This window comes from Gottfriedia endophytica, from assembly GCF_017814275.1.
Taxonomy (GTDB): Bacteria; Bacillota; Bacilli; order Bacillales; family Bacillaceae_G; genus Gottfriedia; species Gottfriedia endophytica.
This window is the reverse complement of the sequence record NZ_JAGIYQ010000001.1, coordinates 524973-545337: the sequence shown is the minus strand read 5'-3', so window position 1 is coordinate 545337 and position 20365 is coordinate 524973. Positions and strand designations below refer to the sequence as shown.

Annotated in this window: 18 protein-coding genes; 13 read left to right on the top strand and 5 right to left on the bottom strand. The window is 34.1% G+C overall.

The features are described from left to right. Positions 1 to 33: 33 nt before the first annotated feature. Positions 34 to 486: a universal stress protein gene (locus tag J5Y03_RS02555; protein ID WP_209402127.1), complete on the bottom strand. Its 453-nt coding sequence runs from the start codon at positions 484 to 486 to the stop codon at positions 34 to 36. A 182-nt stretch (positions 487 to 668) separates the two neighbouring features. Here J5Y03_RS02555 and J5Y03_RS02550 point away from each other — a divergent pair, with 182 nt between their 5' ends. From J5Y03_RS02550 to J5Y03_RS02540, 3 genes are all read left to right on the top strand, one after another. Next, complete coding sequence (locus J5Y03_RS02550; protein WP_209402125.1) at positions 669 to 1454, top strand: SDR family oxidoreductase; 786 nt, start codon at positions 669 to 671, stop codon at positions 1452 to 1454. Between the two features lie 214 nt (positions 1455 to 1668). Continuing rightward, positions 1669 to 2799, top strand: coding sequence for an alanine dehydrogenase (gene ald / locus J5Y03_RS02545; RefSeq protein ID WP_209402123.1), 1131 nt, complete (start codon positions 1669 to 1671; stop codon positions 2797 to 2799). A 163-nt stretch (positions 2800 to 2962) separates the two neighbouring features. After that, entirely contained in the window at positions 2963 to 3388 is a 426-nt protein-coding gene (locus J5Y03_RS02540; RefSeq protein WP_322099536.1) for an NUDIX hydrolase, read from the top strand. A gap of 390 nt (positions 3389 to 3778) precedes the next feature. Here J5Y03_RS02540 and J5Y03_RS02535 read toward each other — a convergent pair whose 3' ends face one another. After that, positions 3779 to 4873: a M24 family metallopeptidase gene (locus J5Y03_RS02535; protein WP_209402121.1), complete on the bottom strand. Its 1095-nt coding sequence runs from the start codon at positions 4871 to 4873 to the stop codon at positions 3779 to 3781. 170 nt (positions 4874 to 5043) lie between these two features. On the opposite strand from J5Y03_RS02535, the gene J5Y03_RS02530 reads away from it, so the two are divergent. From J5Y03_RS02530 to J5Y03_RS02520, 3 genes are all read left to right on the top strand, one after another. Then, positions 5044 to 5730, top strand: a complete 687-nt coding sequence (locus J5Y03_RS02530) for a metal-dependent hydrolase (RefSeq protein WP_209402119.1) — start codon at positions 5044 to 5046, stop codon at positions 5728 to 5730. A 67-nt stretch (positions 5731 to 5797) separates the two neighbouring features. Beyond that, positions 5798 to 6037 carry a hypothetical protein gene (locus J5Y03_RS02525; RefSeq protein ID WP_209402117.1) on the top strand — a complete coding sequence of 80 codons (240 nt, stop codon included), beginning with the start codon at positions 5798 to 5800 and terminating at the stop codon, positions 6035 to 6037. 56 nt (positions 6038 to 6093) lie between these two features. Beyond that, a complete protein-coding gene (locus J5Y03_RS02520; protein WP_209402115.1) occupies positions 6094 to 7419 on the top strand; it encodes a DRTGG domain-containing protein in 1326 nt (441 codons plus the stop codon). Between the two features lie 67 nt (positions 7420 to 7486). Here J5Y03_RS02520 and J5Y03_RS02515 read toward each other — a convergent pair whose 3' ends face one another. Further along, positions 7487 to 7777: a YtpI family protein gene (locus J5Y03_RS02515; protein WP_209402106.1), complete on the bottom strand. Its 291-nt coding sequence runs from the start codon at positions 7775 to 7777 to the stop codon at positions 7487 to 7489. Between the two features lie 95 nt (positions 7778 to 7872). Here J5Y03_RS02515 and J5Y03_RS02510 point away from each other — a divergent pair, with 95 nt between their 5' ends. Then, positions 7873 to 8808 carry a DHH family phosphoesterase gene (locus tag J5Y03_RS02510; RefSeq protein WP_209402105.1) on the top strand — a complete coding sequence of 312 codons (936 nt, stop codon included), beginning with the start codon at positions 7873 to 7875 and terminating at the stop codon, positions 8806 to 8808. Positions 8809 to 8881: 73 nt separating this feature from the next. Here the strand turns inward: J5Y03_RS02510 and ytrI are convergent, their stop codons facing one another. Then, positions 8882 to 9385 carry a sporulation membrane protein YtrI gene (gene ytrI / locus J5Y03_RS02505; protein ID WP_209402102.1) on the bottom strand — a complete coding sequence of 168 codons (504 nt, stop codon included), beginning with the start codon at positions 9383 to 9385 and terminating at the stop codon, positions 8882 to 8884. 2 nt (positions 9386 to 9387) lie between these two features. After that, positions 9388 to 9729 (bottom strand): YtrH family sporulation protein, encoded by a 342-nt coding sequence (locus J5Y03_RS02500; RefSeq protein WP_209402100.1) that lies wholly within the window; start codon positions 9727 to 9729, stop codon positions 9388 to 9390. A 358-nt stretch (positions 9730 to 10087) separates the two neighbouring features. On the opposite strand from J5Y03_RS02500, the gene J5Y03_RS02495 reads away from it, so the two are divergent. The 6 genes from J5Y03_RS02495 (at position 10088) to pyk (ending at position 20325) form a co-directional block, all read left to right on the top strand. Then, positions 10088 to 13441 carry a DNA polymerase III subunit alpha gene (locus tag J5Y03_RS02495; protein WP_209402098.1) on the top strand — a complete coding sequence of 1118 codons (3354 nt, stop codon included), beginning with the start codon at positions 10088 to 10090 and terminating at the stop codon, positions 13439 to 13441. A 153-nt stretch (positions 13442 to 13594) separates the two neighbouring features. Next, complete coding sequence (locus J5Y03_RS02490) at positions 13595 to 14827, top strand: NAD(P)-dependent malic enzyme (protein WP_280849229.1); 1233 nt, start codon at positions 13595 to 13597, stop codon at positions 14825 to 14827. 184 nt (positions 14828 to 15011) lie between these two features. Next, entirely contained in the window at positions 15012 to 15869 is an 858-nt protein-coding gene (gene accD / locus J5Y03_RS02485; protein WP_209402096.1) for an acetyl-CoA carboxylase, carboxyltransferase subunit beta, read from the top strand. Then, complete coding sequence (gene accA / locus J5Y03_RS02480) at positions 15869 to 16822, top strand: acetyl-CoA carboxylase carboxyl transferase subunit alpha (RefSeq protein ID WP_245208690.1); 954 nt, start codon at positions 15869 to 15871, stop codon at positions 16820 to 16822. The genes accD and accA overlap by 1 nt, the downstream gene beginning before the upstream one ends. Before the next feature lie 651 nt (positions 16823 to 17473). Beyond that, positions 17474 to 18433: a 6-phosphofructokinase gene (pfkA, locus tag J5Y03_RS02475; RefSeq protein WP_209402094.1), complete on the top strand. Its 960-nt coding sequence runs from the start codon at positions 17474 to 17476 to the stop codon at positions 18431 to 18433. A 137-nt stretch (positions 18434 to 18570) separates the two neighbouring features. After that, positions 18571 to 20325, top strand: coding sequence for a pyruvate kinase (pyk, locus tag J5Y03_RS02470; RefSeq protein WP_209402093.1), 1755 nt, complete (start codon positions 18571 to 18573; stop codon positions 20323 to 20325). Positions 20326 to 20365: the final 40 nt, after the last annotated feature.

Genomic DNA, 20365 nt, shown 5'->3' with positions numbered 1-20365 from the left:
GAGAGGGAATAAATTAGTACAGCTTTGTAAAAATTAGTCGTTATTGTTTCGAATGACTAATACGTCACAAGATGCATAACGAATAATATGTTCAGACACGCTACCAATTAGTAAACGTTCAATTGTATTTAATCCAGTAGCCCCACAAATAATTAAATCGATATTATGTTTAGGTGCTATTATTTTTGAGATGATCGTTTTAGGATTCCCTTGTTCGATTAATCCACTAACATTTGTTACACCTTGCTCTTTTGCTAAATCGACATAATTACTTACTAATTTTTTTCCATAATCTAACATAGATTCAGACACTGTAAGACTAATGCTGTCAAATGTAGTAGTTGTCATAATGCTCGTATCAATTACGTTACATATTTTTAAATGGGCATTGTTTTGTAAAGAAAGTGTTATTGCTTTTTTGAAAGCATATTCTGCTTCCTTAGATCCATCTACAGCTAGTAAGATATTTTGATATTGAGTATTCATATCCATTCCCCCTAGGTAATAATCTATTATCTATTTTTTATTTTACGACTTTTTTTAATTATTTGTTAAAGGGTTTTTGACAATAATGTGAATTAAATTTGAAGCTTGAGGGACCACTTTATTGGAAAAATTGTGTAAAATAAAATAAACCAAAATCACATTAAAGTGAAAGGGAGAAGAAAATGAGACATGCTGTTATAACAGCAGGCACAAAGGGCTTAGGTAAGAAAGTGACAGAAGCATTTTTACAAAATGGGTATTCTGTTTCAATAACTTACTTTAAAGACGAGCATGCAGTTGAAAAATTGAAAGAAGAATGGAAAGAGAGTTTACATAAAATTGCGTTTTTCCAAGGAGATATCACAGATAAATCGTTTATTAAGCAGGTCGTTACAAAAACAATGGAACGTTTTGGGCGAATTGATTGTTTGATTAATAATGCAGGACCTTATATTTTTGAACGAAAGAAACTGGTTGAGTATACAGATGAGGAATGGGAATACATAATAAATGGTAACTTGAATAGTGTGTTTTATTTTTTAAAGGAAGTCATTCCGATTATGAGAAATCAGCACTTCGGTAGAATTGTGAATTATGGATTTCAAGGAGCGAATTCTTCATCTGGATGGATTTATCGTTCAGCTTTTAGTGCAGCAAAAGTAGGGCTTGCTTCATTAACTAAAACGATTGCATATGAAGAAGCGGAGTATGGTATTACATCGAATATGATTTGCCCAGGAGATATTGCTGGTGAAATGAAAGAAGCATCAATTGCTGAATCGAAAGGTAGGGAGGATACTCGGAAAACGCCTATTGGTCGGTCAGGAACAGGTGAAGATATTGCTCGATTAATTTTATTTCTCTGTAATGAAAATTCAGATTTACTTACAGGAGATGTAATTGAGATTACTGGTGGCCTGGACGTTATTCATAAGCATCGTCATTTGCCAATAAATGATGCGAAATAAACTGAGGTAATTTACATATAATAAAACGAAAAGTTTTTTAGAATAATATCCAACAAAAAATTCTATTTATTTTTAAAATTAAGCGTTTTCATATAGGACTTTAATAGTAAAAATAAATATGTTATTATGAAATTGTTCAAAACAAAGGTAAATTAAAAACTTTTCAATAATTTTTCAAAATTAACTTTTGAAAAGCATTTCGGGGGGAAATGACATGCGTATTGGTGTACCTAAAGAAGTAAAAAATAATGAAAATCGTGTAGCAATGACACCAGCTGGAGTTGTTAGCTTAATATCTAATGGTCATGAAGTATTTATTGAAACAGGTGCTGGTCTTGGATCAGGTTTTGCAGATACAGAATATGTAAACGCTGGAGCAAAAATTGTTGCAACAGCTGAAGAAGCTTGGAACATGGACATGGTAATGAAAGTAAAAGAGCCAATTCCAAGTGAATATGGATTCTTTAAAGAAGGATTAATTCTTTTTACTTACTTACACTTAGCTCCAGAGCCAGAGTTAACACAAGCTTTAACTGAGAAGAAAGTAGTAGGAATTGCCTACGAAACAGTTCAAGTAGGAAATACTTTACCTCTACTTACTCCAATGAGTGAAGTTGCTGGTAGAATGTCTGCACAAATTGGTGCACAATTCCTTGAGAAAAACAAAGGCGGAAAAGGTATCTTATTAGGTGGCGTACCTGGTCTTCGTCGTGGAAAAGTAACAATCATTGGTGGTGGAGTTGCTGGAACAAATGCTGCTAAAGTAGCTATTGGTCTTGGTGCTCACGTTACAATCATTGATTTAAACCCAGATCGTCTACGTCAATTAGATGATATTTTTGGTAATGATATTACGACTTTAATGTCAAATCCATTTAACATTGCAGAAGCAGTAAAAGAATCTGATTTAGTAATTGGTGCAGTATTAATTCCAGGTGCTAAAGCTCCAAAACTTGTATCAAAAGAAATGATTGAGTCAATGGAAGACGGTTCAGTTGTTGTTGATATTGCGATCGACCAAGGTGGTATTTTCGAAACAACAGACCGCATCACAACTCATGACTTCCCAACTTATGAGAAGCACGGAGTAGTACACTATGCAGTAGCAAATATGCCAGGAGCAGTTCCTCGTACATCTACTATTGCATTAACAAACGTAACAGTACCATACGCAGTTCAAATTGCAAACAAAGGTTACCAAAAAGCTTGCTTAGATAACGCAGCTCTAATAAAAGGTATTAACACACTAGATGGTTATGTAACTTATGAAGCAGTTGCAGAAGCTCATGGTTTAGAATTCAAAGATGCTACAACTCTTTTACAAGGAACTTCTGTAGCTAAATAATAATTAAGAAAAAACATCTTTCAGAAATGAAGGATGTTTTTTTATTTTGTTTCATAAAATTTTTCCCTCTTAATTTACAAATTTCATGAAATACCATTGAAGGAAAAATTTAAACTTTATAGAAATAAAAAATGGTATCAAAATTAGTGGGGGAAAATTATTAATGAATTACATTAAAACGATGAGAAAACTGATTGGTAATGAGACACTTTTTACAGTTGGTTGTGGGGTGATTATTGTAGATAATGACAAGATATTGCTACAACATCGCACAGATGAAGATAATTGGTGTATACCAGGTGGGATAATGGAGATAGGAGAGTCATTTGAACAAACTGCGAAAAGAGAAACTTTAGAAGAAACTGGTTTTGAAATTAGTAATCTAGAGTTATTTGAAATTTATTCTGGAGAAAAGTGTTTTGTTGAATATCCGAATAAAGATAAAACTTTTAGTATTCAAATAATATTTAGGACTAACTATTTTGGCGGTCATTTAAAGCAAGAGGGACATGAAAGTAGAGAACATAAATTTTTTAAGAAGTCGGAGCTACCAGTTAACTTAAATCCACGCCAAAAAGCTTTATTTTAGACTGGACAGAAAAGAAAGAAACACCGATCATCAGTTAATCTGATATAAATTAATGAATGTTAGTTATATTTATAGGCTCTCTTTTATGAGGATTGTTGTTGTTTTTTAAAGGCTCTTTTTTAAAGATTGTTGATATAAGGTTCTGTAACTATAAAGACAGAAGTTGATTACAAAGGAAGGTGCGAGACTCCTGTGGGATTAGCGGGAAGGCTGAGACCCCGCAGGCTTGCCGAGGAGGCTCAGCTCACGCCCCACGGAAAGGGAGCGACCTGGAGTTGTAATCAACTAACGCATTCTAAAAAAGTAACAATGTATACGAAAACAGCCTTTTTTAAAAGCATAAATAAAAAACGACTATCCAACAATTATAGTGGACAGTCGTTTTAAAAATTAAAGAATAATCAATTCTTTAGGGAATTTTGTTAAGATTTTTGCACCATCTTCAGTGATGACGATATCGTCTTCAATACGTACACCGCCAACATTTGGTAAATAAATACCTGGTTCAATTGTGTATGACATACCTGGTTTAATAATACCTGTGTTTTGGTCATTTAATGATGGATAGTCATGGATTCCGATCCCTAAGCCATGTCCAATGCGGTGTAAGAAGTATTCACCATATCCAGCATCTGTAATGATTTGACGTGCTGCACGATCAACGTTTCCAAGCATTTCACCTGGTTTACTTGCTTCGATGGCAGCTAATTGTCCTTTTAATACTGTTTCATAAACTTCTCGTTGTTGCTCGCTTGGTTCACCAAACATAACAGTACGAGTGATATCAGAGCAATATCCATCAACAATGAATCCTAAATCCATTAGTACATAGTTCCCTTTTTTAATTGGGTTTGTACCAGGATTTCCGTGTGGTAGTGCAGAATTAGCACCAGTTAATACTAATGTGCTGAATGAAGTTTTTGAAAAACCCTTTTTCTTCATTTCAAATTCCATTTCAGCAATTAAATCCATTTCAGTTTTGCCTTCTGCAATGCGGTCAACAATCATGCTAACAGCCATGTCTGCTGCTTCTGCTGCAACTTGCATGCGGCGTACTTCTTCTTGATCTTTTATTAAGCGAAGGTCATGTAATTTTTCTTCAGCTGCAACAAATTGTACTCCTGGGAAAAGGTTAGTTAACACTTCGTAACGTTGAACTAATAAATGTTCTTTTTCAATAGCTAAACGATTAATAGAAATATTTCGTTTTGCTAGTGCTTCTTTAATCATTGCCCAAGGATCTTGGCTATCATTAAATGAAATAATTCCATATTTCCATCCGCTATTTTTAGCGTTTTCTTCTTCCATTTGTGGACAAACAAGAATTGGTTCTTCATTTGGAAATGCAAGACAAGCAAGTAATCTTTCATGAGGATGACAATTGAAATTAGTTAAATAAAAAACATTTTCACTTGAAGTAATGAAACCTAATTGAATGTCTTGTTCCTTTAACCATGCTGATAATTTCTGAATTCGGTGTTCCATGAAAAACATCCCCCCAGTTAAACGATTTACTCGTTCTAATATAGTTTACCTATATATTTTACCATTTGTTTATAAAAATAGTAAAATAGTGTGATTATTTTTAAGGGATTTAAATAGAATTGTAAAATCCGTCAGTATATTGGAAAATATAGTAAAAAGGAGTGTTATTTATGAAAATTACTTATTTAGGACATAGTGTAGTGCTATTAGAAAATGAAAATCATTCTATCATTATTGATCCATTTATTAATGGGAACCCCCATACATCGATTAAAGTAGAAGATATAAAAGTGGATACAATTCTAGTCACGCATGGTCATGCTGATCATATAGGAGATGCAGTGGAACTTTCAAAGCAAAATGATGCTGTTATAATTGCCCCTGTTGAATTAGCAGCTTGGCTAGAGTGGCAAGGTGCTAAAGTAATGCCAATGCATGTTGGTGGATCAACTAAATTACCGTTTGGAAAAGTAAAACTTGTTGAAGCGATACATGGATCAAGTATTATTGATGATGAAAAACAAGTAATTATTAACGTTGGACCACCTGTCGGATATTTAGTGACTATGGATGAAAAAGTCATTTATCATGCTGGTGATACAGCTCTATATAGAGGGATGAAAACACTTGGTGAATTAGAAAATATTGATGTAGCATTTTTACCAATCGGTGATCATTTTACAATGGGAATTGATGATGCTGTTGTTGCAGCAAAATGGATAAATGCAAAACAAGTCATTCCGATGCATTACAATACTTTCCCACCAATTCAAAATGATCCAAATGAATTTATTTCAAAATTAGAAAATAAGAACGGACTTGTAATGGAGGCAAATAGTACGATTACCTTAAAGTAACGGACGTGTCTACAATTTTCTTCACCGTCATATATATAGTTAAAACGTATATGAAGGGTGATGAACAATGAAGATATTTGCACTCGTTAAGCTATTACTTGGCTGTTTGTTACTATTACAATTCACTAAGTTGCTTCCTTTTGAAATATATTCACTTCAAGGATTATTTGGTGCGGTATGGCTATTTATTTTAGGGTGTTTTTTAGTTAGCAATCTTTTCATTCTCTTCGATAAGCAATCTGTAAGAAAGAAAAATGCTGAAAATCAACTTAAAAAGCATAATAAAGTGATGAAAAGGTCTTATTAAGCACGTTATTGCGTGCTTTTTTTTGTTATAATAAGAAGAAAAGTACGATTGAAAGTATGGTGAAAGAAGTGACAAAACACGACCAAATACTTGATCATATTGCACAATTACCTGTCGGACATAAAATTTCAGTTAGACAAATTGCAAAAGATTTAAGTGTAAGTGAAGGGACTGCTTACAGGGCAATTAAAGATGCGGAAAATAAAGGTTATGTAAGTACAATCGAACGTGTTGGAACAATCCGTATCGAAACAAAAAGAAAAGAAAATATTGAAAAACTTACATTTGCTGAAGTTGTAAATATTGTGGATGGACAAGTATTAGGGGGAAAAGAAGGTTTACATAAAACACTTAATAAATTTGTTATTGGCGCAATGGAATTAGATGCTATGATGCGTTATATTAATGCAGATAATTTGTTAATTGTAGGTAACCGTGTAAAAGCACATGAACTAGCATTAAAAGAAGGGTCAGCGGTTTTAATTACTGGTGGTTTTGATACAGATGAAAGTGTTAAGCGCTTAGCTGACGAAATGAAGATGCCAATCATTTCTTCTGGTTATGACACATTTACCGTTGCCACACTGATTAATAGGGCCATCTACGATCAATTAATCAAAAAAGACATCGTTCTAGTAGAAGATATTTTAATTCCTTTTGAAAAAACTGCCACGCTGTCAAAAGATGACACCGTAGAAAAATGGTATGATTACCATGATCAGACTGGACATGGTCGTTATCCTGTCGTCGATGAAAAAGGTAAGTTGATTGGGATTGTTACCTCAAAGGATATCATGCAAGAACAACGAACTCAAAAAATTGAAAAAGTAATGACACGTCATCCAATTTGTGCAAATGAAAAAATGTCTGTTGCCGCAGCAGCAAGAATGATGGTATGGGAAGGTATTGAACTTCTACCAGTTATTAATTCATCTAACATTCTACTAGGAATTATTAGTCGAATGGATGTTTTAGAAGCACTGCAACAGCTTCAAAGACAGCCGCAAGTTGGGGAAACTATTGATGATATTATTACGAGTCAATTTCATAATGAAAAAGAACAAAAAGCAGACGATTTTGTAATCAGATGTAATGTGACTCCACAAATGACGAATGTGATCGGAACTTTATCACATGGTGTTTTCACTACCATAGTGACAGAAGCAGGAAATCGAGCGGTTCGTGCAATTAAAAAAGGCGATTTAATCGTTGAAAACATTACAATTTATTTTGTTCAACCTGTTCAAATTGACGAAGTAATTGAAATAAAACCAAAGGTTCTTGAAGTCGGTAGGAAGTTTGGAAAAGTAGATGTAGAAGTATTTCAACAAGGCTCTCTAGTAGGAAAAGCACTTATGATGGTGCAGCTACTAGACCGATAATAAATAAACACTATATAAAACAAAGAAGGCTTTCTAAAAATTTTGATAAGAAAGCCTCTTTATTTTATTATGCTGTTTGCTTTGCTTCGATAGCTTTATAATGCTTGAGCTGTTGGAATCCTCTATAAGTATTTGCAATTCCAAATAGACCGAAAAGAACGCCAACCATTACGGTCACTAATTCAACTTTTACAAAAAGCTGATTGATTCCATATAGTGTCATAAAAATACCAAAAACTAATCTTATTTTAGAACCAACAATTCTTTTTTGAAGTAGTTCGCTTGTAAAGAAATATTTTGTAACATAAAATATAAAAAAGATAAATGAAACTAGTATGATCATAGCAATACTATCCATGAAAGTTTTCAACCCCTTGAAATGAACTTTTATCTCTATTCTATCGTTTTGTTTACTATATTTCAAAAATTTTTATTTTTAAGGAGATTTGTTTTATGAAAGATCAAATAGTAAAAGATATTCATGAATTTGAAACGATTATTATTCATCGTCATGTTCGTCCAGACCCTGATGCAATTGGATCACAATGCGGATTAGCTGAAGCGATTAAAGCTGGATATCCTGAGAAAAAAGTGTATGTAGTGGGTGAGATTCCTGAGTCATTAGAATATTTACATAAAATGGATCAAATAAAAGATGAAATCTATCAAGAAGCTTTAGTCATTGTATGTGATACTGCAAATACTGAGAGAGTAGATGATGTACGCTACAATACAGGGAAAAAGGTTATAAAAATTGATCATCATCCAAATATCGAACCATATGGGGATGTTCTATGGGTTGATACGACAGCTAGTTCAACAAGTGAACTAATCTATGAACTTGTTGATACAAGTAATGGAAAACTTATCATAACTGATGAAGTAGCTCGTTTACTTTACTCAGGGATTATAGGAGATACAGGACGATTTTTATTTCCTAGCACAACTGAACGTACATTTGCAGCGGCAAGTGCTTTAGTGAAGAAGAATTTTTCCTTTACAGAACTATTTGATAAAATGTACGAAACATCAATTGATATGGCGCACTTAAACGGTTACGTCCTTCAAAATTTCTCGTTAACAGAGGAAGGTGTTGGACATATCAATATTACGAAAGAATTAATGAAAGAATATGGAGTTACTTCAGAACAAGCATCTTTAGCTGTTAGTTCGTTAGGGAACATCAAAGGAATTAAAGCTTGGGTCATCTTCTTAGAAGAAGAGAATGTGATTAGAGTACGTTTACGTTCAAAAGGACCTGCAATTAATGATGTTGCTGCAAAATTTAATGGTGGAGGACATCCACTTGCTTCAGGAGCTCGTGTAAGCTCATGGGAAGAAGCTGAAGAGGTAGTTAAAGAGCTTAAAAGAGTGTGCCAACAATTCTAAAATCTATAAAATAGAAAAGCCAATCAAACGAAAAATAAAGTTTGATTGGCTTTTTTACAAATAGGAATTTACTCTATGAAACAGTCCGGATTTTTAACGTAATCTCTAGGACCGTATCAAAATAAATCGTCTGTATTTCCAACTTATATCGCTTGTCATCCTTTTCATAGACTTTATTTTCAATGGCTCTACGTAAAAGCTCTTTGTTCATTGCGACGCTTCGAATGTCCTGTGTTATCAGATGGCTTAAATCATTTTTAACGTCATTTTCAAGCAATAAGGCAGTGAATTTATTAAGTTTATATTGATATGTATTTGTTATTTGGATTTTAATCTCTTGTATCGTTAAATTTTTTTTATTTTCCTTATTTAATCTTTCTTGGTTTTCGCTTAATAAAGCGTGATGTCGATTAAGATCATCTATTTCCTTTTGCATTTTTACAATGTTACGAACCTGTTGTTCTTCTGTAATCCCATAATTATATATGAAAAATAACCAACTAATAACCGCACCAAAAAAAACACCTACAAAGAAAATTGCCCAGCGGGGAGAAATATTTTCAGGAGGTGCTTTCATAATTAAACATGCTCCCCTGTTAACCATTGAATAATAACAGTACCAGTATGAGTCCCCCCCATTGCAGCAACGATAAAAAAGATTTGTTTAATAAAATCAATGATTTCCCCTTGGAACAGCCCTTTTTCAAAGCTATAAAAAGTATCAAAAGTACCACCTACTGCACCGACAATTGCCCATATACGTAGCTTTTGAGATAGATCGAACATACTGCTCAATGGAGGTTGACCAACCATATAGTATCCAATTGCTCCAATAATAGAGCCACCTATCAAAATGCCAAGTGCCATAAAATATGTTGTAATCAATGTAGGGATAAAGGGCAGTTTCAATTCCACACACATCACTCCTTCTTCTACATTTATATGGACAAAGTGTATACTGTATGATGAGCGAATTATTAAAATTAACTTTTTTCTAAATGCTCTATTCTAAAAGATTGTTGCTTTTGAAATTTTTAAATTTAAAGACAGAAGTTGATTTCAATGGAAGGTGTGAGACTCCTGTGGGAATAGCGGGAAGGATGAGACCCCGCAGGCTTGCCGAGGAGGCTTAGCTCACGCCCCACGGAAAGCGAGCAACCTGGAGTTGTAATCAACTAATCCATTCTAAATAGCAACAAAGTTTAAAAACAGAATGTAAGTTCGCTTTTTGTGATAAAATAGATATATATAAAATAAACATAAGGTGGGAGGGAAGTATATGAGTTTCGTTCATTTGCAGGTGCAAAGTTCGTTTAGTTTATTAAAAAGTGCATGCAGAATTGAAGAGTTAGTTCAATCAGCAGTTAATCAAAAGCAAACTGCGTTAGCAATTGTAGATGAAAATGTCATGTACGGTGCAATTCCTTTTTACCATGCCTGTAAAAGACAAGGAATTAAGCCAATCATTGGTGTTAAGCTTTCAATCATAGAGAACGAAGAAACATATGAAAACAGCCATCCATTATTGTTACTAGCAAAAAATTTAAATGGATACAGAAATTTGGTGAAATTAACGAGTATTATTGGAACGAAGTCACCTAGTGGTGTTCCAAAAAAATGGTTATCGCCATATAGTGACGGTATCATCGCAGTTACACCTGGACTCGAAGGGGAAATTGAACAAGCATTAATCGAGGACAAAGAAGATAAAGCGATGGAGCTTCTTTCTTTTTATAGAGGTATATTTAAAGATTTCTTTGTTAGTATTCAAGATCACGGAATCCCTGAAGAGAAAAAACTTTATTCATCAATCAAAAATTTACAGGATCAACTAAATTTGTCACTTGTTGTTACAAATGACGTTCGATATATTCAGCGTGAAGATGCCTTGTTACAAGATTGTTTGTTTTCCATTAAAAATGGAACGAAGCTTTCAGATGAAGGGCGTCCGAAGCTAAGAACACATGAATATTTCTTTAAATCAAAAGAAGAACTTCAAGCTTTATTTTCTGGTGAGGAGACTGCTATTCAAAATACAGTGAATATAGCAAACATGTGTGAACTAGAACTACCTTTTCATCAATCATTACTTCCGAAATATACTGTTCCCGAAGGTTATACAACTGAAGAGTATTTAAAAAATCTTTGTGAAAAAGGACTAACCGGGAGATACGAAACAATCACTGAGCAGCATAAAGATCGATTAGAAAAAGAACTGAGCATCATACATAAAATGGGATTTGATGATTACTTTTTAATTGTTTGGGATTTCATTAAGTATGCTCATGAGCAAGGAATACTTGTTGGACCAGGACGTGGATCTGCAGCAGGTTCATTAGTTGCTTATTTGTTACGTATAACAGATGTTGATCCAATTCAATATAATTTGTTGTTTGAACGCTTTTTAAACGAAGAACGTATTTCAATGCCTGATATTGATATCGATTTTCCAGATCATAGTCGTGATGAAATGATTGAGTATGTCGCTACGAAATATGGTGATGTTCATGTTGCCCAAATTATTACATTTGGTACACTCGGAGCAAAAGCAGCTATTCGTGATATTGCAAGGGTTATGGGGCTTACCCCGAGTGAAATTGATCGGTTCTCAAAGTTAATCCCTTCAACCGTTGGGATTTCATTAAAGGAAGTATATGAAAGTTCTAACGCATTTAAACATCATGTCGAGCAGTCTAGCCTTCATCAAAAAATCTATGAAATTGCAAGTCGAATTGAAGGGCTACCAAGGCATACATCAATACATGCAGCAGGAGTTATTATTTGTGAGCAACCACTTACAAATTATGTACCACTGGAAGAAGGAAATAATGGCATTTATATAACTCAATATCCGGCCGAGGTTCTTGAAGAATTAGGAATGGTAAAAATGGATTTTCTAGGACTTCGAAATCTTTCGCTAATTGAGCAGGTCTGTTCATTAATTGAACAAACGACGAAAGAAAAAATATCCATACAGAAAATACCATTAACGGATGAAAAAACGTTTAAACTTCTTAGCAAAGGTGATACATCCGGTGTTTTCCAATTAGAATCTCAAGGGATGCGTCGTGTCTTACAGCAACTTAGGCCAAATCAATTAGAAGATATTGTGGCAGTTAATGCTTTGTATCGTCCAGGTCCAATGGAACAAATCCCTAAGTTCATTCAATATAAGCATGGACTAGAGGAAGTAAATTATGTACATGAAGATTTAAAACCGATTCTTGAGACAACATATGGTGTAATTGTTTATCAGGAACAGATCATGCAAATTGCTTATCAATTAGCAGGATTTTCTTTAAGTGAGGCTGATTTATTACGAAGAGCTGTTAGTAAAAAGAAAAAAGAAGTCTTAGATGAAGAACGTGTTCATTTTGTAAACGGCTCGCTAAAAAAGGGATATAATGAAGAATTGGCAAATAAGGTATATGATTTAATTGTTCAATTTGCTAACTATGGATTTAACCGAAGCCATGCGGTAGCATACAGTATGATTGCTTATCAATTAGCATACTTAAAAGCCAATTATCCAGTTCAATTTTACGCAGCATTACTTTCAAGTGTAATAGGTAGCGACAGTAAAATAGGTAGTTATGTTGGGGAGGCTAAAATGAAGGGGATTCATATCCTTCCTCCTTCAATCAATAAAAGTGATTTTAACTTTACAGTAGAAAACGATTCGATACGATTTAGTTTATTAGCAATCAAAAATATTGGTATGGCGACAGTAAGAGAAATTGTTCAAAAGAGACCTTATATTGATTTTACTGATGTGTGTATTAAAGTATCTTCGAAAGCGATAAATAGAAAAAATATTGAAAACTTAATATTTGCTGGATGTTTCGATGAATTTCATTTCGATCGAGCAATCTTTTTAGCAAACATTGATACGATTTTTGATTATGTTGAAATTGTCAGGCCAGAGAATGAAGATCAAATGGATTTCTTTTTAGATGAAGATTTTGTTCCTAAACCATCATTCATACTAGTTGATCCTCTGAATACAGTCGTGAAACTTGAAATGGAAAAACAAGTTTTAGGTACTTATTTATCAGGTCATCCAGTAAGCCAATATGATAAGTTAATAAAGGAATTAAATGGAGTTCCTTTGGCTAAGCTTATGATAGATTCATCTCAAAAAGGGTATTGTTTTGTCTATATTAAGAATGTTCGAGTTAGCAAAACAAAAAAACAACAACAAATGGCTTTTTTAGAAATTGAAGATCAGAGCACTGCTGTAGATGCGATTATTTTTCCACGTTCATACGAAAAATATAGCCAGTTATTACATGCAAAAGAAGTTGTAGCGATTCGTGGGAAGTTTGATCAAAAAGATGAAAGAAAACAATTAATTATAGATGAAGTGTTTTCGATTGAAAAACTTGAAGATCAAGTACGCCAATTGGAATATACATTGTTTATTAAAATTCCTTCAGATTTCGAAAAATCGATTTCCTATACAATACAAAAAGCCTTAACACAATTTAAAGGTCATACGAAGGTAATATTGTATTACGAGAAAGAAAAAAGAGCGGTCCAATTGTCTAGTCAATACTGCGTAAATCCTACAATTTCTTGCTTAGAACACTTAAAACAATTAGTCGGACAAGAAAATGTCGTATTAAAGCCATAGACTTTTTTTGGTAAAATCATTTATTATTAAACTAAATGAGGGTTGTCCAACAATAAATGATAGGTACAACCATCTAATTCATCAACATTGTAAAGACAACTTTATTTAGGTTGAATGCATTTCAACTGTTAGATAATAGGGAGAGTGGAAAGTTTGTCATTATTAAGTGAAGAAGCATTGCACATGCATAGAGTTCATCAAGGAAAGCTAGAAACAGTTTCAAAGGTACCTGTTACAAATGCAAAGGAATTAAGTCTTGCATACTCACCAGGTGTAGCTGAGCCTTGTAAGGAAATATATGAAGAAAAAAATCGTGTGTACGAATATACAATGAAAGGTAATATGGTTGGTGTAGTTTCTGATGGATCAGCCGTTCTTGGATTAGGGAATATTGGTCCAGAAGCTGCATTACCTGTTATGGAAGGAAAAGCAGCGTTATTTAAAAGCTTCGCAGGGGTAGACGCATTTCCAATTTGTTTAAATACACAAGATGTAGAGCAAATTATTCAAACAGTAAAACTTTTAGAGCCTACTTTTGGTGGCATTAATTTAGAGGATATTGCTGCACCAAATTGTTTTATCATTGAAGAACGTTTGAAAAAAGAAACAAATATTCCTGTATTTCATGACGATCAACATGGTACAGCGATTGTAACACTAGCTGGTTTAGTAAACGCTTTAAAAATTGTTAATAAAAAGATGGCGGATATTAAAGTAGTTATCAATGGAGCAGGTGCTGCAGGTATCGCAATCATTAAACTTCTTTATCATTTTGGTGTTCGTACAATTATTATGTGTGATACAAAAGGTGCAATTTACGAAGGAAGACCTGAAGGAATGAATCCTGTTAAAGATGAAGTTGCGAAATACACGAATAAAGAAAAAATTGCGGGTACTCTTAGTGACATCATGAATGGTGCTGATGTATTCGTTGGCGTATCTGTAAAAGGTGCATTGACAAGTGCAATGGTTGAGTCAATGAATGAAAATCCAATTATTTTTGCGATGGCAAATCCAGATCCTGAAATTATGCCAGAAGATGCGAAAAAAGCAGGTGCTTTAATTATTGGAACGGGTCGAAGTGATTATCCTAATCAAATAAATAACGTGTTAGCATTCCCAGGAATATTCCGCGGAGCACTTGATGTGAGAGCAACACATATTAACGAGGAAATGAAAGTTGCAGCAGTAAAGGCGATTGCTAGTTTAGTGAGCGAAGAGGATTTAAGACCAGACTATATTATTCCAGCTCCTTTTGATCCTAGAGTAGCGCCAAAAGTTGCAGCAAGCGTTGCAAAAGCAGCAATGGAAACAGGCGTTGCACGCATTAAAGTAGACCCTCAAGAAATTGAAGAAAAAACAAAAAAACTTGCATTGATTAAATAGACAATAAAATATATTGAAATAGTAATTCTCTGTACGGGTTGTATTAGAGAATTACTATTTTTCTTTACAATTCAGTAATTGTCGAAATTTGTATGTTAAAAAATAACAACTGTTGACAAAAAACGTATAATTTTTATAGTATTCTAGAAGACAACTATTGTTTAAAATGTGAGGAGGAAAGAGGTTGCTTAAAGATCTGTTTATTAAAAAGAAGAAATATGCAGCTGTACCTTCAGAAGTAATGAAGTCTGATTTGCCTGATGGCGTTATGACTAAATGTCCTAAATGTAAAAAAATTTCAATCACAAAAGAATTACAAAAAAATTTAAAGGTTTGTAATGGTTGTGGTTTTCATCATCAAATGTCTGCATTTGAAAGAATTGAATCACTTATTGACGAAGATACATTTGTTGAATTTGATAAAGATATGATTTCAGCTAATCCACTGAAATTTCCTGACTATATAGAAAAGCTAGAAAGTGATCGTAAAAAAACTGATTTGAATGAAGCGATTGTGACTGGAAAAGGTACTATTGATGGTTTGCCAGTTGTTATTGCTATTATGGATTCAAGATTTCGTATGGGAAGTATGGGATCAGTTGTGGGTGAAAAAATAACACGTGCGATTGAACGTGCAACTGAAGAATTTTTACCTTTTATTATTTTTACAGCTTCTGGTGGAGCAAGAATGCAAGAAGGTATACTTAGCCTAATGCAAATGGCGAAAACTAGTGCGGCATTAAAACGACATAGTGAGAATGGATGCCTAATTATTTCAATAATGACGAATCCAACAACTGGAGGAGTTTCTGCAAGTTTTGCATCACTAGGAGATTTTAACTTTGCAGAGCCAGGCGCTTTAATTGGATTTGCAGGACGCCGAATTATTGAACAAACGATACGTGAAGAATTACCAGAAGATTTTCAAACAGCAGAATTTCTGTTAGACCATGGTCAATTAGATGCAGTTCTACCAAGAAATGAAATGAAATCTAAATTATATACAATCTTAACCTTACACGAGGGAGGTGTCTTACAATAATGGTGATGCTAGAATTTGAAAAGCCAATTCTAGAGCTTAAATCAAAAATAGATGAATTAAAAGAATATACTCATCAACACGACGTTGATTTTAGTGAAGAAATAAATCGTTTAGAAGAACGTTTAAAAGCACTAGAAACTGAAGTTTACGGTAATATGGGTGTTTGGGATCGTGTGCAAGTAGCACGTCATCCAGAACGTCCAACAACACTAGACTATATTAGTCGTTTATTTACAGATTTCTTTGAGTGTCATGGTGACAGATTATATGGTGATGATGCTGCGATTGTATCAGGTATAGGAATGTTTCATGGTCTACCTGTCACGATTGTTGGACACCAACGTGGAAAAGATACAAAAGAGAATATTCGTAGAAATTTTGGTATGCCACATCCAGAAGGGTATCGTAAAGCTCTCCGTTTGATGAAGCAGGCTGAAAAATTTAATCGTCCAATTATTACGTTTATTGACACGAAAGGTGCTTATCCAGGTAAAGCAGCTGAAGAACGTGGTCAAAGCGAGGCTATTGCACGAAACTTGTTTGAAATGGCAGGTTTAAGAGTACCAATTATTTGTATCGTAATTGGTGAAGGTGGAAGCGGTGGAGCTTTAGGAATTGGTATCGGTAATAAATTATTAATGCTTGAAAACTCCACATACTCTGTAATTTCACCTGAAGGAGCTGCAGCTTTACTTTGGAAAGATGCTTCACTTGCTAGAAAAGCAGCTGAAACAATGAAGATTACAGCACCAGATTTATATGAACTTGGTGTAGTTGATCAAATTATTCCTGAGGTAAAAGGCGGCGCGCAAAACGATGTAGGCCAACAAGCTGAGAATATTGATCGTTACTTATATGAGTCGCTAAAGGAGATTTTACATCTTTCTCAAGAAGAATTAGTTGAGCAACGATATGAAAAATTTTCAAAAATAGGTCAAATTTCGTACGAGTAATAGGTAAATATAGGGAATAATAAGAGCGTGGAAACAGGACTTGTAACTGTGCTCTTATTTTTTATTTTGTATGCATTTATTTAATTGGGATAAAAATATACAGAAATGACAATTTCAATGAAAGATTTTTTTAAAGGGCTACGCTGAATATAACATCTTAAAAGACAATCATTATAGGATGAATTCCTAATTTTCATGGGCTACGGTACGAATTTTATTAGTATGGATGTTTTTTTTCTAAAAGATTGTTGCTTTTGATAGTTTTATTTTAAAGACAGAAGTTGATTACAATGGAAGGTGCGAGACTCCTGTGGGAATAGCGGGAAGGCTGAGACCCCGCAGGAGCGATAGCGACGAGGAGGCTCAGCTCACGCCCCACGGAAAGGGAGCATCCTGGAGTTGTAATCAACTAACGCATTAATGTATACGAAAACAGCCTTTTAAAGAGAATATAACTTATGAAATGAAATTATGTGTTTAACTGAATAGTGTGTTTATTTTACTTGATTGTTAAAATAAGGAAATCCTTAAATTTGTAAATAAAAGTTTAAGAAAATGTTCACAAGATCACTATTGTTTAAAATCTCAGTTCATGGTAACTTATTTAAATGATTAAGTTATTTATGTAAATACATACCGAGGTGATACATAATGAAAAAAATAGGAGTATTAACCAGTGGTGGAGATTCACCAGGGATGAATGCTGCTGTTCGAGCTGTTGTACGTAAAGCAATCTTTAATGGTCTAGAAGTCTACGGTATTTATGGTGGTTATACAGGACTAATTAATGGACATATTGAGAAACTAGAGATTGGTTCAGTTGGAGATATTATTCATCGTGGTGGTACAAATCTTTTTACAGCTCGTTGCCCAGAATTTAAAACATTAGAGGGACAACAAAAAGGGATTGAACAATTAAAAAAATTCGGTATCGAAGGTTTAGTCGTTATTGGTGGGGACGGATCTTACCAAGGGGCAAAAAAATTAACTGAGCATGGTTTCCCTTGTGTTGGAGTACCAGGAACAATAGATAATGATATCCCTGGAACTGATTTTACAATAGGCTTTGACACGGCTTTAAATACAATTATTAATGCGATTGATAAAATTCGTGATACTGCTACTTCTCATGGATTTACATATGTGATCGAAGTAATGGGAAGAAATGCAGGAGACTTGGCTTTATGGGCTGGATTAGCTGATGGAGCTGAAACGATTCTAATTCCAGAAGTGAATTATGATATGGATGAAGTAATTTCTAAATTAAATCGTGGAGCTGAACGAGGCAAGAAGCACAGTATTATTATTGTTGCTGAAGGTGTTGGCAGTGCGATTGAAATAGGGAAAATTGTTAAGGAAAGAACAAACTTTGATACACGTGTTACAGTTTTAGGACATGTACAACGTGGTGGTTCTCCAAGTGCGTTTGATCGTGTATTAGCTAGTCGTCTTGGAGCGTATGCAGTCGAGTTATTGATGGAAGGAAAAGGTGGACGCTGCGTAGGTATCCAAAATAATCAATTAGTTGATCATGATATTATTGAAGCGTTAGCTAAAAAACATACAATTGATAAAGGGATGTATACATTATCTCAAGAACTTTCAATATAATAATATGTGATTTTTTAGACAAACGTTTTCATCAAGTTTCTATAGTTAATAAAACTAATGCAAAAAGATAAAAATATAGTAAAATAAATTTCTTCATACAAACAGGTATGGGCTTTATATAATTTTGGAGGTATGACATGCGTAAAACAAAAATAGTATGTACAATTGGTCCAGCAAGTGAAACAATTGAAAAATTAGTAGAATTAATGAATGCAGGGATGAACGTTGCTCGATTAAATTTCTCTCATGGTAGTCATGAAGAGCACGCTGCAAGAATTGTAAATATCCGTGAAGCATCAAAGCAAGTAGGTAAAACTGTTGCGATTCTTTTAGATACAAAAGGTCCTGAAATTCGAACAAATGACTTTGAAAACGGTCAGGCTGAATTAAAAACTGGTGAACAAGTTATTATTACAACTGAAGAAGTACTAGGAACAGCTGAAAAATTTTCTGTTACATATAAGGGATTAGTAAATGACGTTAGCGTTGGATCACATATTCTAATTGATGACGGATTAATTGGTCTTGAAGTAACAAAAATTGATGGTAATGAAATTTATACAAAAGTACTTAACAGCGGACTTGTAAAAAACAAAAAAGGTGTTAACGTACCAAATGTTAGTGTAAATCTACCTGGTATTACTGAAAAAGACGTTAGCGATATCATTTTCGGTATTGGACAAGACGTTGATTTTATTGCAGCTTCGTTTGTTCGTAAAGCAGCCGATGTACTTGAAATTCGTGAATTACTTGGTCAAAATAATGCAGGCCACATTCATATTATTTCTAAGATCGAAAATCACGAAGGTATTGATAACATTGATGAAATCCTTGAAGTTTCTGATGGTTTAATGGTTGCTCGTGGTGACATGGGTGTTGAAATTCCACCAGAAGAAGTACCATTAGTTCAAAAATCATTAATTAAAAAATGTAATGTATTAGGAAAACCTGTTATTACAGCTACTCAAATGTTAGATTCAATGCAACGTAATCCACGTCCTACTCGTGCTGAGGCAAGTGACGTTGCAAATGCAATTTTAGATGGAACGGATGCAATCATGCTTTCTGGTGAAACAGCAGCAGGAACTTATCCAGTGGAATCAGTAGCAATGATGAATTCAATTGCACTTCGTATGGAAAAAAGCCTTCAATATGACGAGCTATATGCTAAACGTCAAAAAGAAAATAAAGGTACAATAACTGATGCGATTGGTCAATCAGTTGCTGCAACTGCTCTAAACTTAGAAGTAGCAGCAATTATTACACCAACAGAAAGTGGCTACACTGCTAAAATGATTTCGAAATATCGTCCAAAAGCACCAATTTTAGCAATTACGCATGATGAGCGTATTAACCGTCGTTTAGCGCTAGTATGGGGTGTTGAAACATCAATGACTGAGAAAGCAAATTCAACTGATGAAATGCTTGAAAGTGCTATGAATTCAGCTCAAAATGCAAACTTTGTTCATAATGGTGATACAGTCATTATAACTGCAGGTATTCCAGTTGGTGAAACAGGTATGACAAACTTAATGAAAATTCACGTTGTAGGTGCTGTTCTTGTACAAGGTCAAGGAATTGGTCGTAAATCATCTACTGGTAAAGTGGTTGTAGCAAGAACTGCTGAAGAAGCGTTAGCAAAAATGTCTGATGGAGACATTTTAGTGACTCATGCTACTGATAAAGAAATGATGCCAGCAATTGAAAAAGCAAGTGCAATTATTACTGAAGAAGGTGGCTTAACTAGTCATGCTGCAGTAGTAGGAGTTAGCTTAGGAATTCCAGTTGTTGTTGGAGTTGCAAATGCAACAAACGTATTAGTAAATGGTCAAGTTATTACTGTTGAGGCTGCTCGCGGAGTGATTTGTACAGGACATAAAGGGATACTATAAGTTATACTATTAAGAGAAGGATTGTTTGATCTCCTTCTCT

Bases quoted from the DNA above. Each gene is read 5' to 3' on its own strand.
- J5Y03_RS02555 (WP_209402127.1), bottom strand. From the start codon at position 486: ATGAATACTCAATATCAAAATATCTTACTAGCTGTAGATGGATCTAAG.
- J5Y03_RS02550 (WP_209402125.1), top strand. From the start codon at position 669: ATGAGACATGCTGTTATAACAGCAGGCACAAAGGGCTTAGGTAAGAAA.
- ald (WP_209402123.1), top strand. From the start codon at position 1,669: ATGCGTATTGGTGTACCTAAAGAAGTAAAAAATAATGAAAATCGTGTA.
- J5Y03_RS02540 (WP_322099536.1), top strand. From the start codon at position 2,963: ATGAATTACATTAAAACGATGAGAAAACTGATTGGTAATGAGACACTT.
- J5Y03_RS02535 (WP_209402121.1), bottom strand. From the start codon at position 4,873: ATGGAACACCGAATTCAGAAATTATCAGCATGGTTAAAGGAACAAGAC.
- J5Y03_RS02530 (WP_209402119.1), top strand. From the start codon at position 5,044: ATGAAAATTACTTATTTAGGACATAGTGTAGTGCTATTAGAAAATGAA.
- J5Y03_RS02525 (WP_209402117.1), top strand. From the start codon at position 5,798: ATGAAGATATTTGCACTCGTTAAGCTATTACTTGGCTGTTTGTTACTA.
- J5Y03_RS02520 (WP_209402115.1), top strand. From the start codon at position 6,094: ATGGTGAAAGAAGTGACAAAACACGACCAAATACTTGATCATATTGCA.
- J5Y03_RS02515 (WP_209402106.1), bottom strand. From the start codon at position 7,777: ATGGATAGTATTGCTATGATCATACTAGTTTCATTTATCTTTTTTATA.
- J5Y03_RS02510 (WP_209402105.1), top strand. From the start codon at position 7,873: ATGAAAGATCAAATAGTAAAAGATATTCATGAATTTGAAACGATTATT.
- ytrI (WP_209402102.1), bottom strand. From the start codon at position 9,385: ATGAAAGCACCTCCTGAAAATATTTCTCCCCGCTGGGCAATTTTCTTT.
- J5Y03_RS02500 (WP_209402100.1), bottom strand. From the start codon at position 9,729: ATGTGTGTGGAATTGAAACTGCCCTTTATCCCTACATTGATTACAACA.
- J5Y03_RS02495 (WP_209402098.1), top strand. From the start codon at position 10,088: ATGAGTTTCGTTCATTTGCAGGTGCAAAGTTCGTTTAGTTTATTAAAA.
- accA (WP_245208690.1), top strand. From the start codon at position 15,869: ATGGTGATGCTAGAATTTGAAAAGCCAATTCTAGAGCTTAAATCAAAA.
- pfkA (WP_209402094.1), top strand. From the start codon at position 17,474: ATGAAAAAAATAGGAGTATTAACCAGTGGTGGAGATTCACCAGGGATG.
- pyk (WP_209402093.1), top strand. From the start codon at position 18,571: ATGCGTAAAACAAAAATAGTATGTACAATTGGTCCAGCAAGTGAAACA.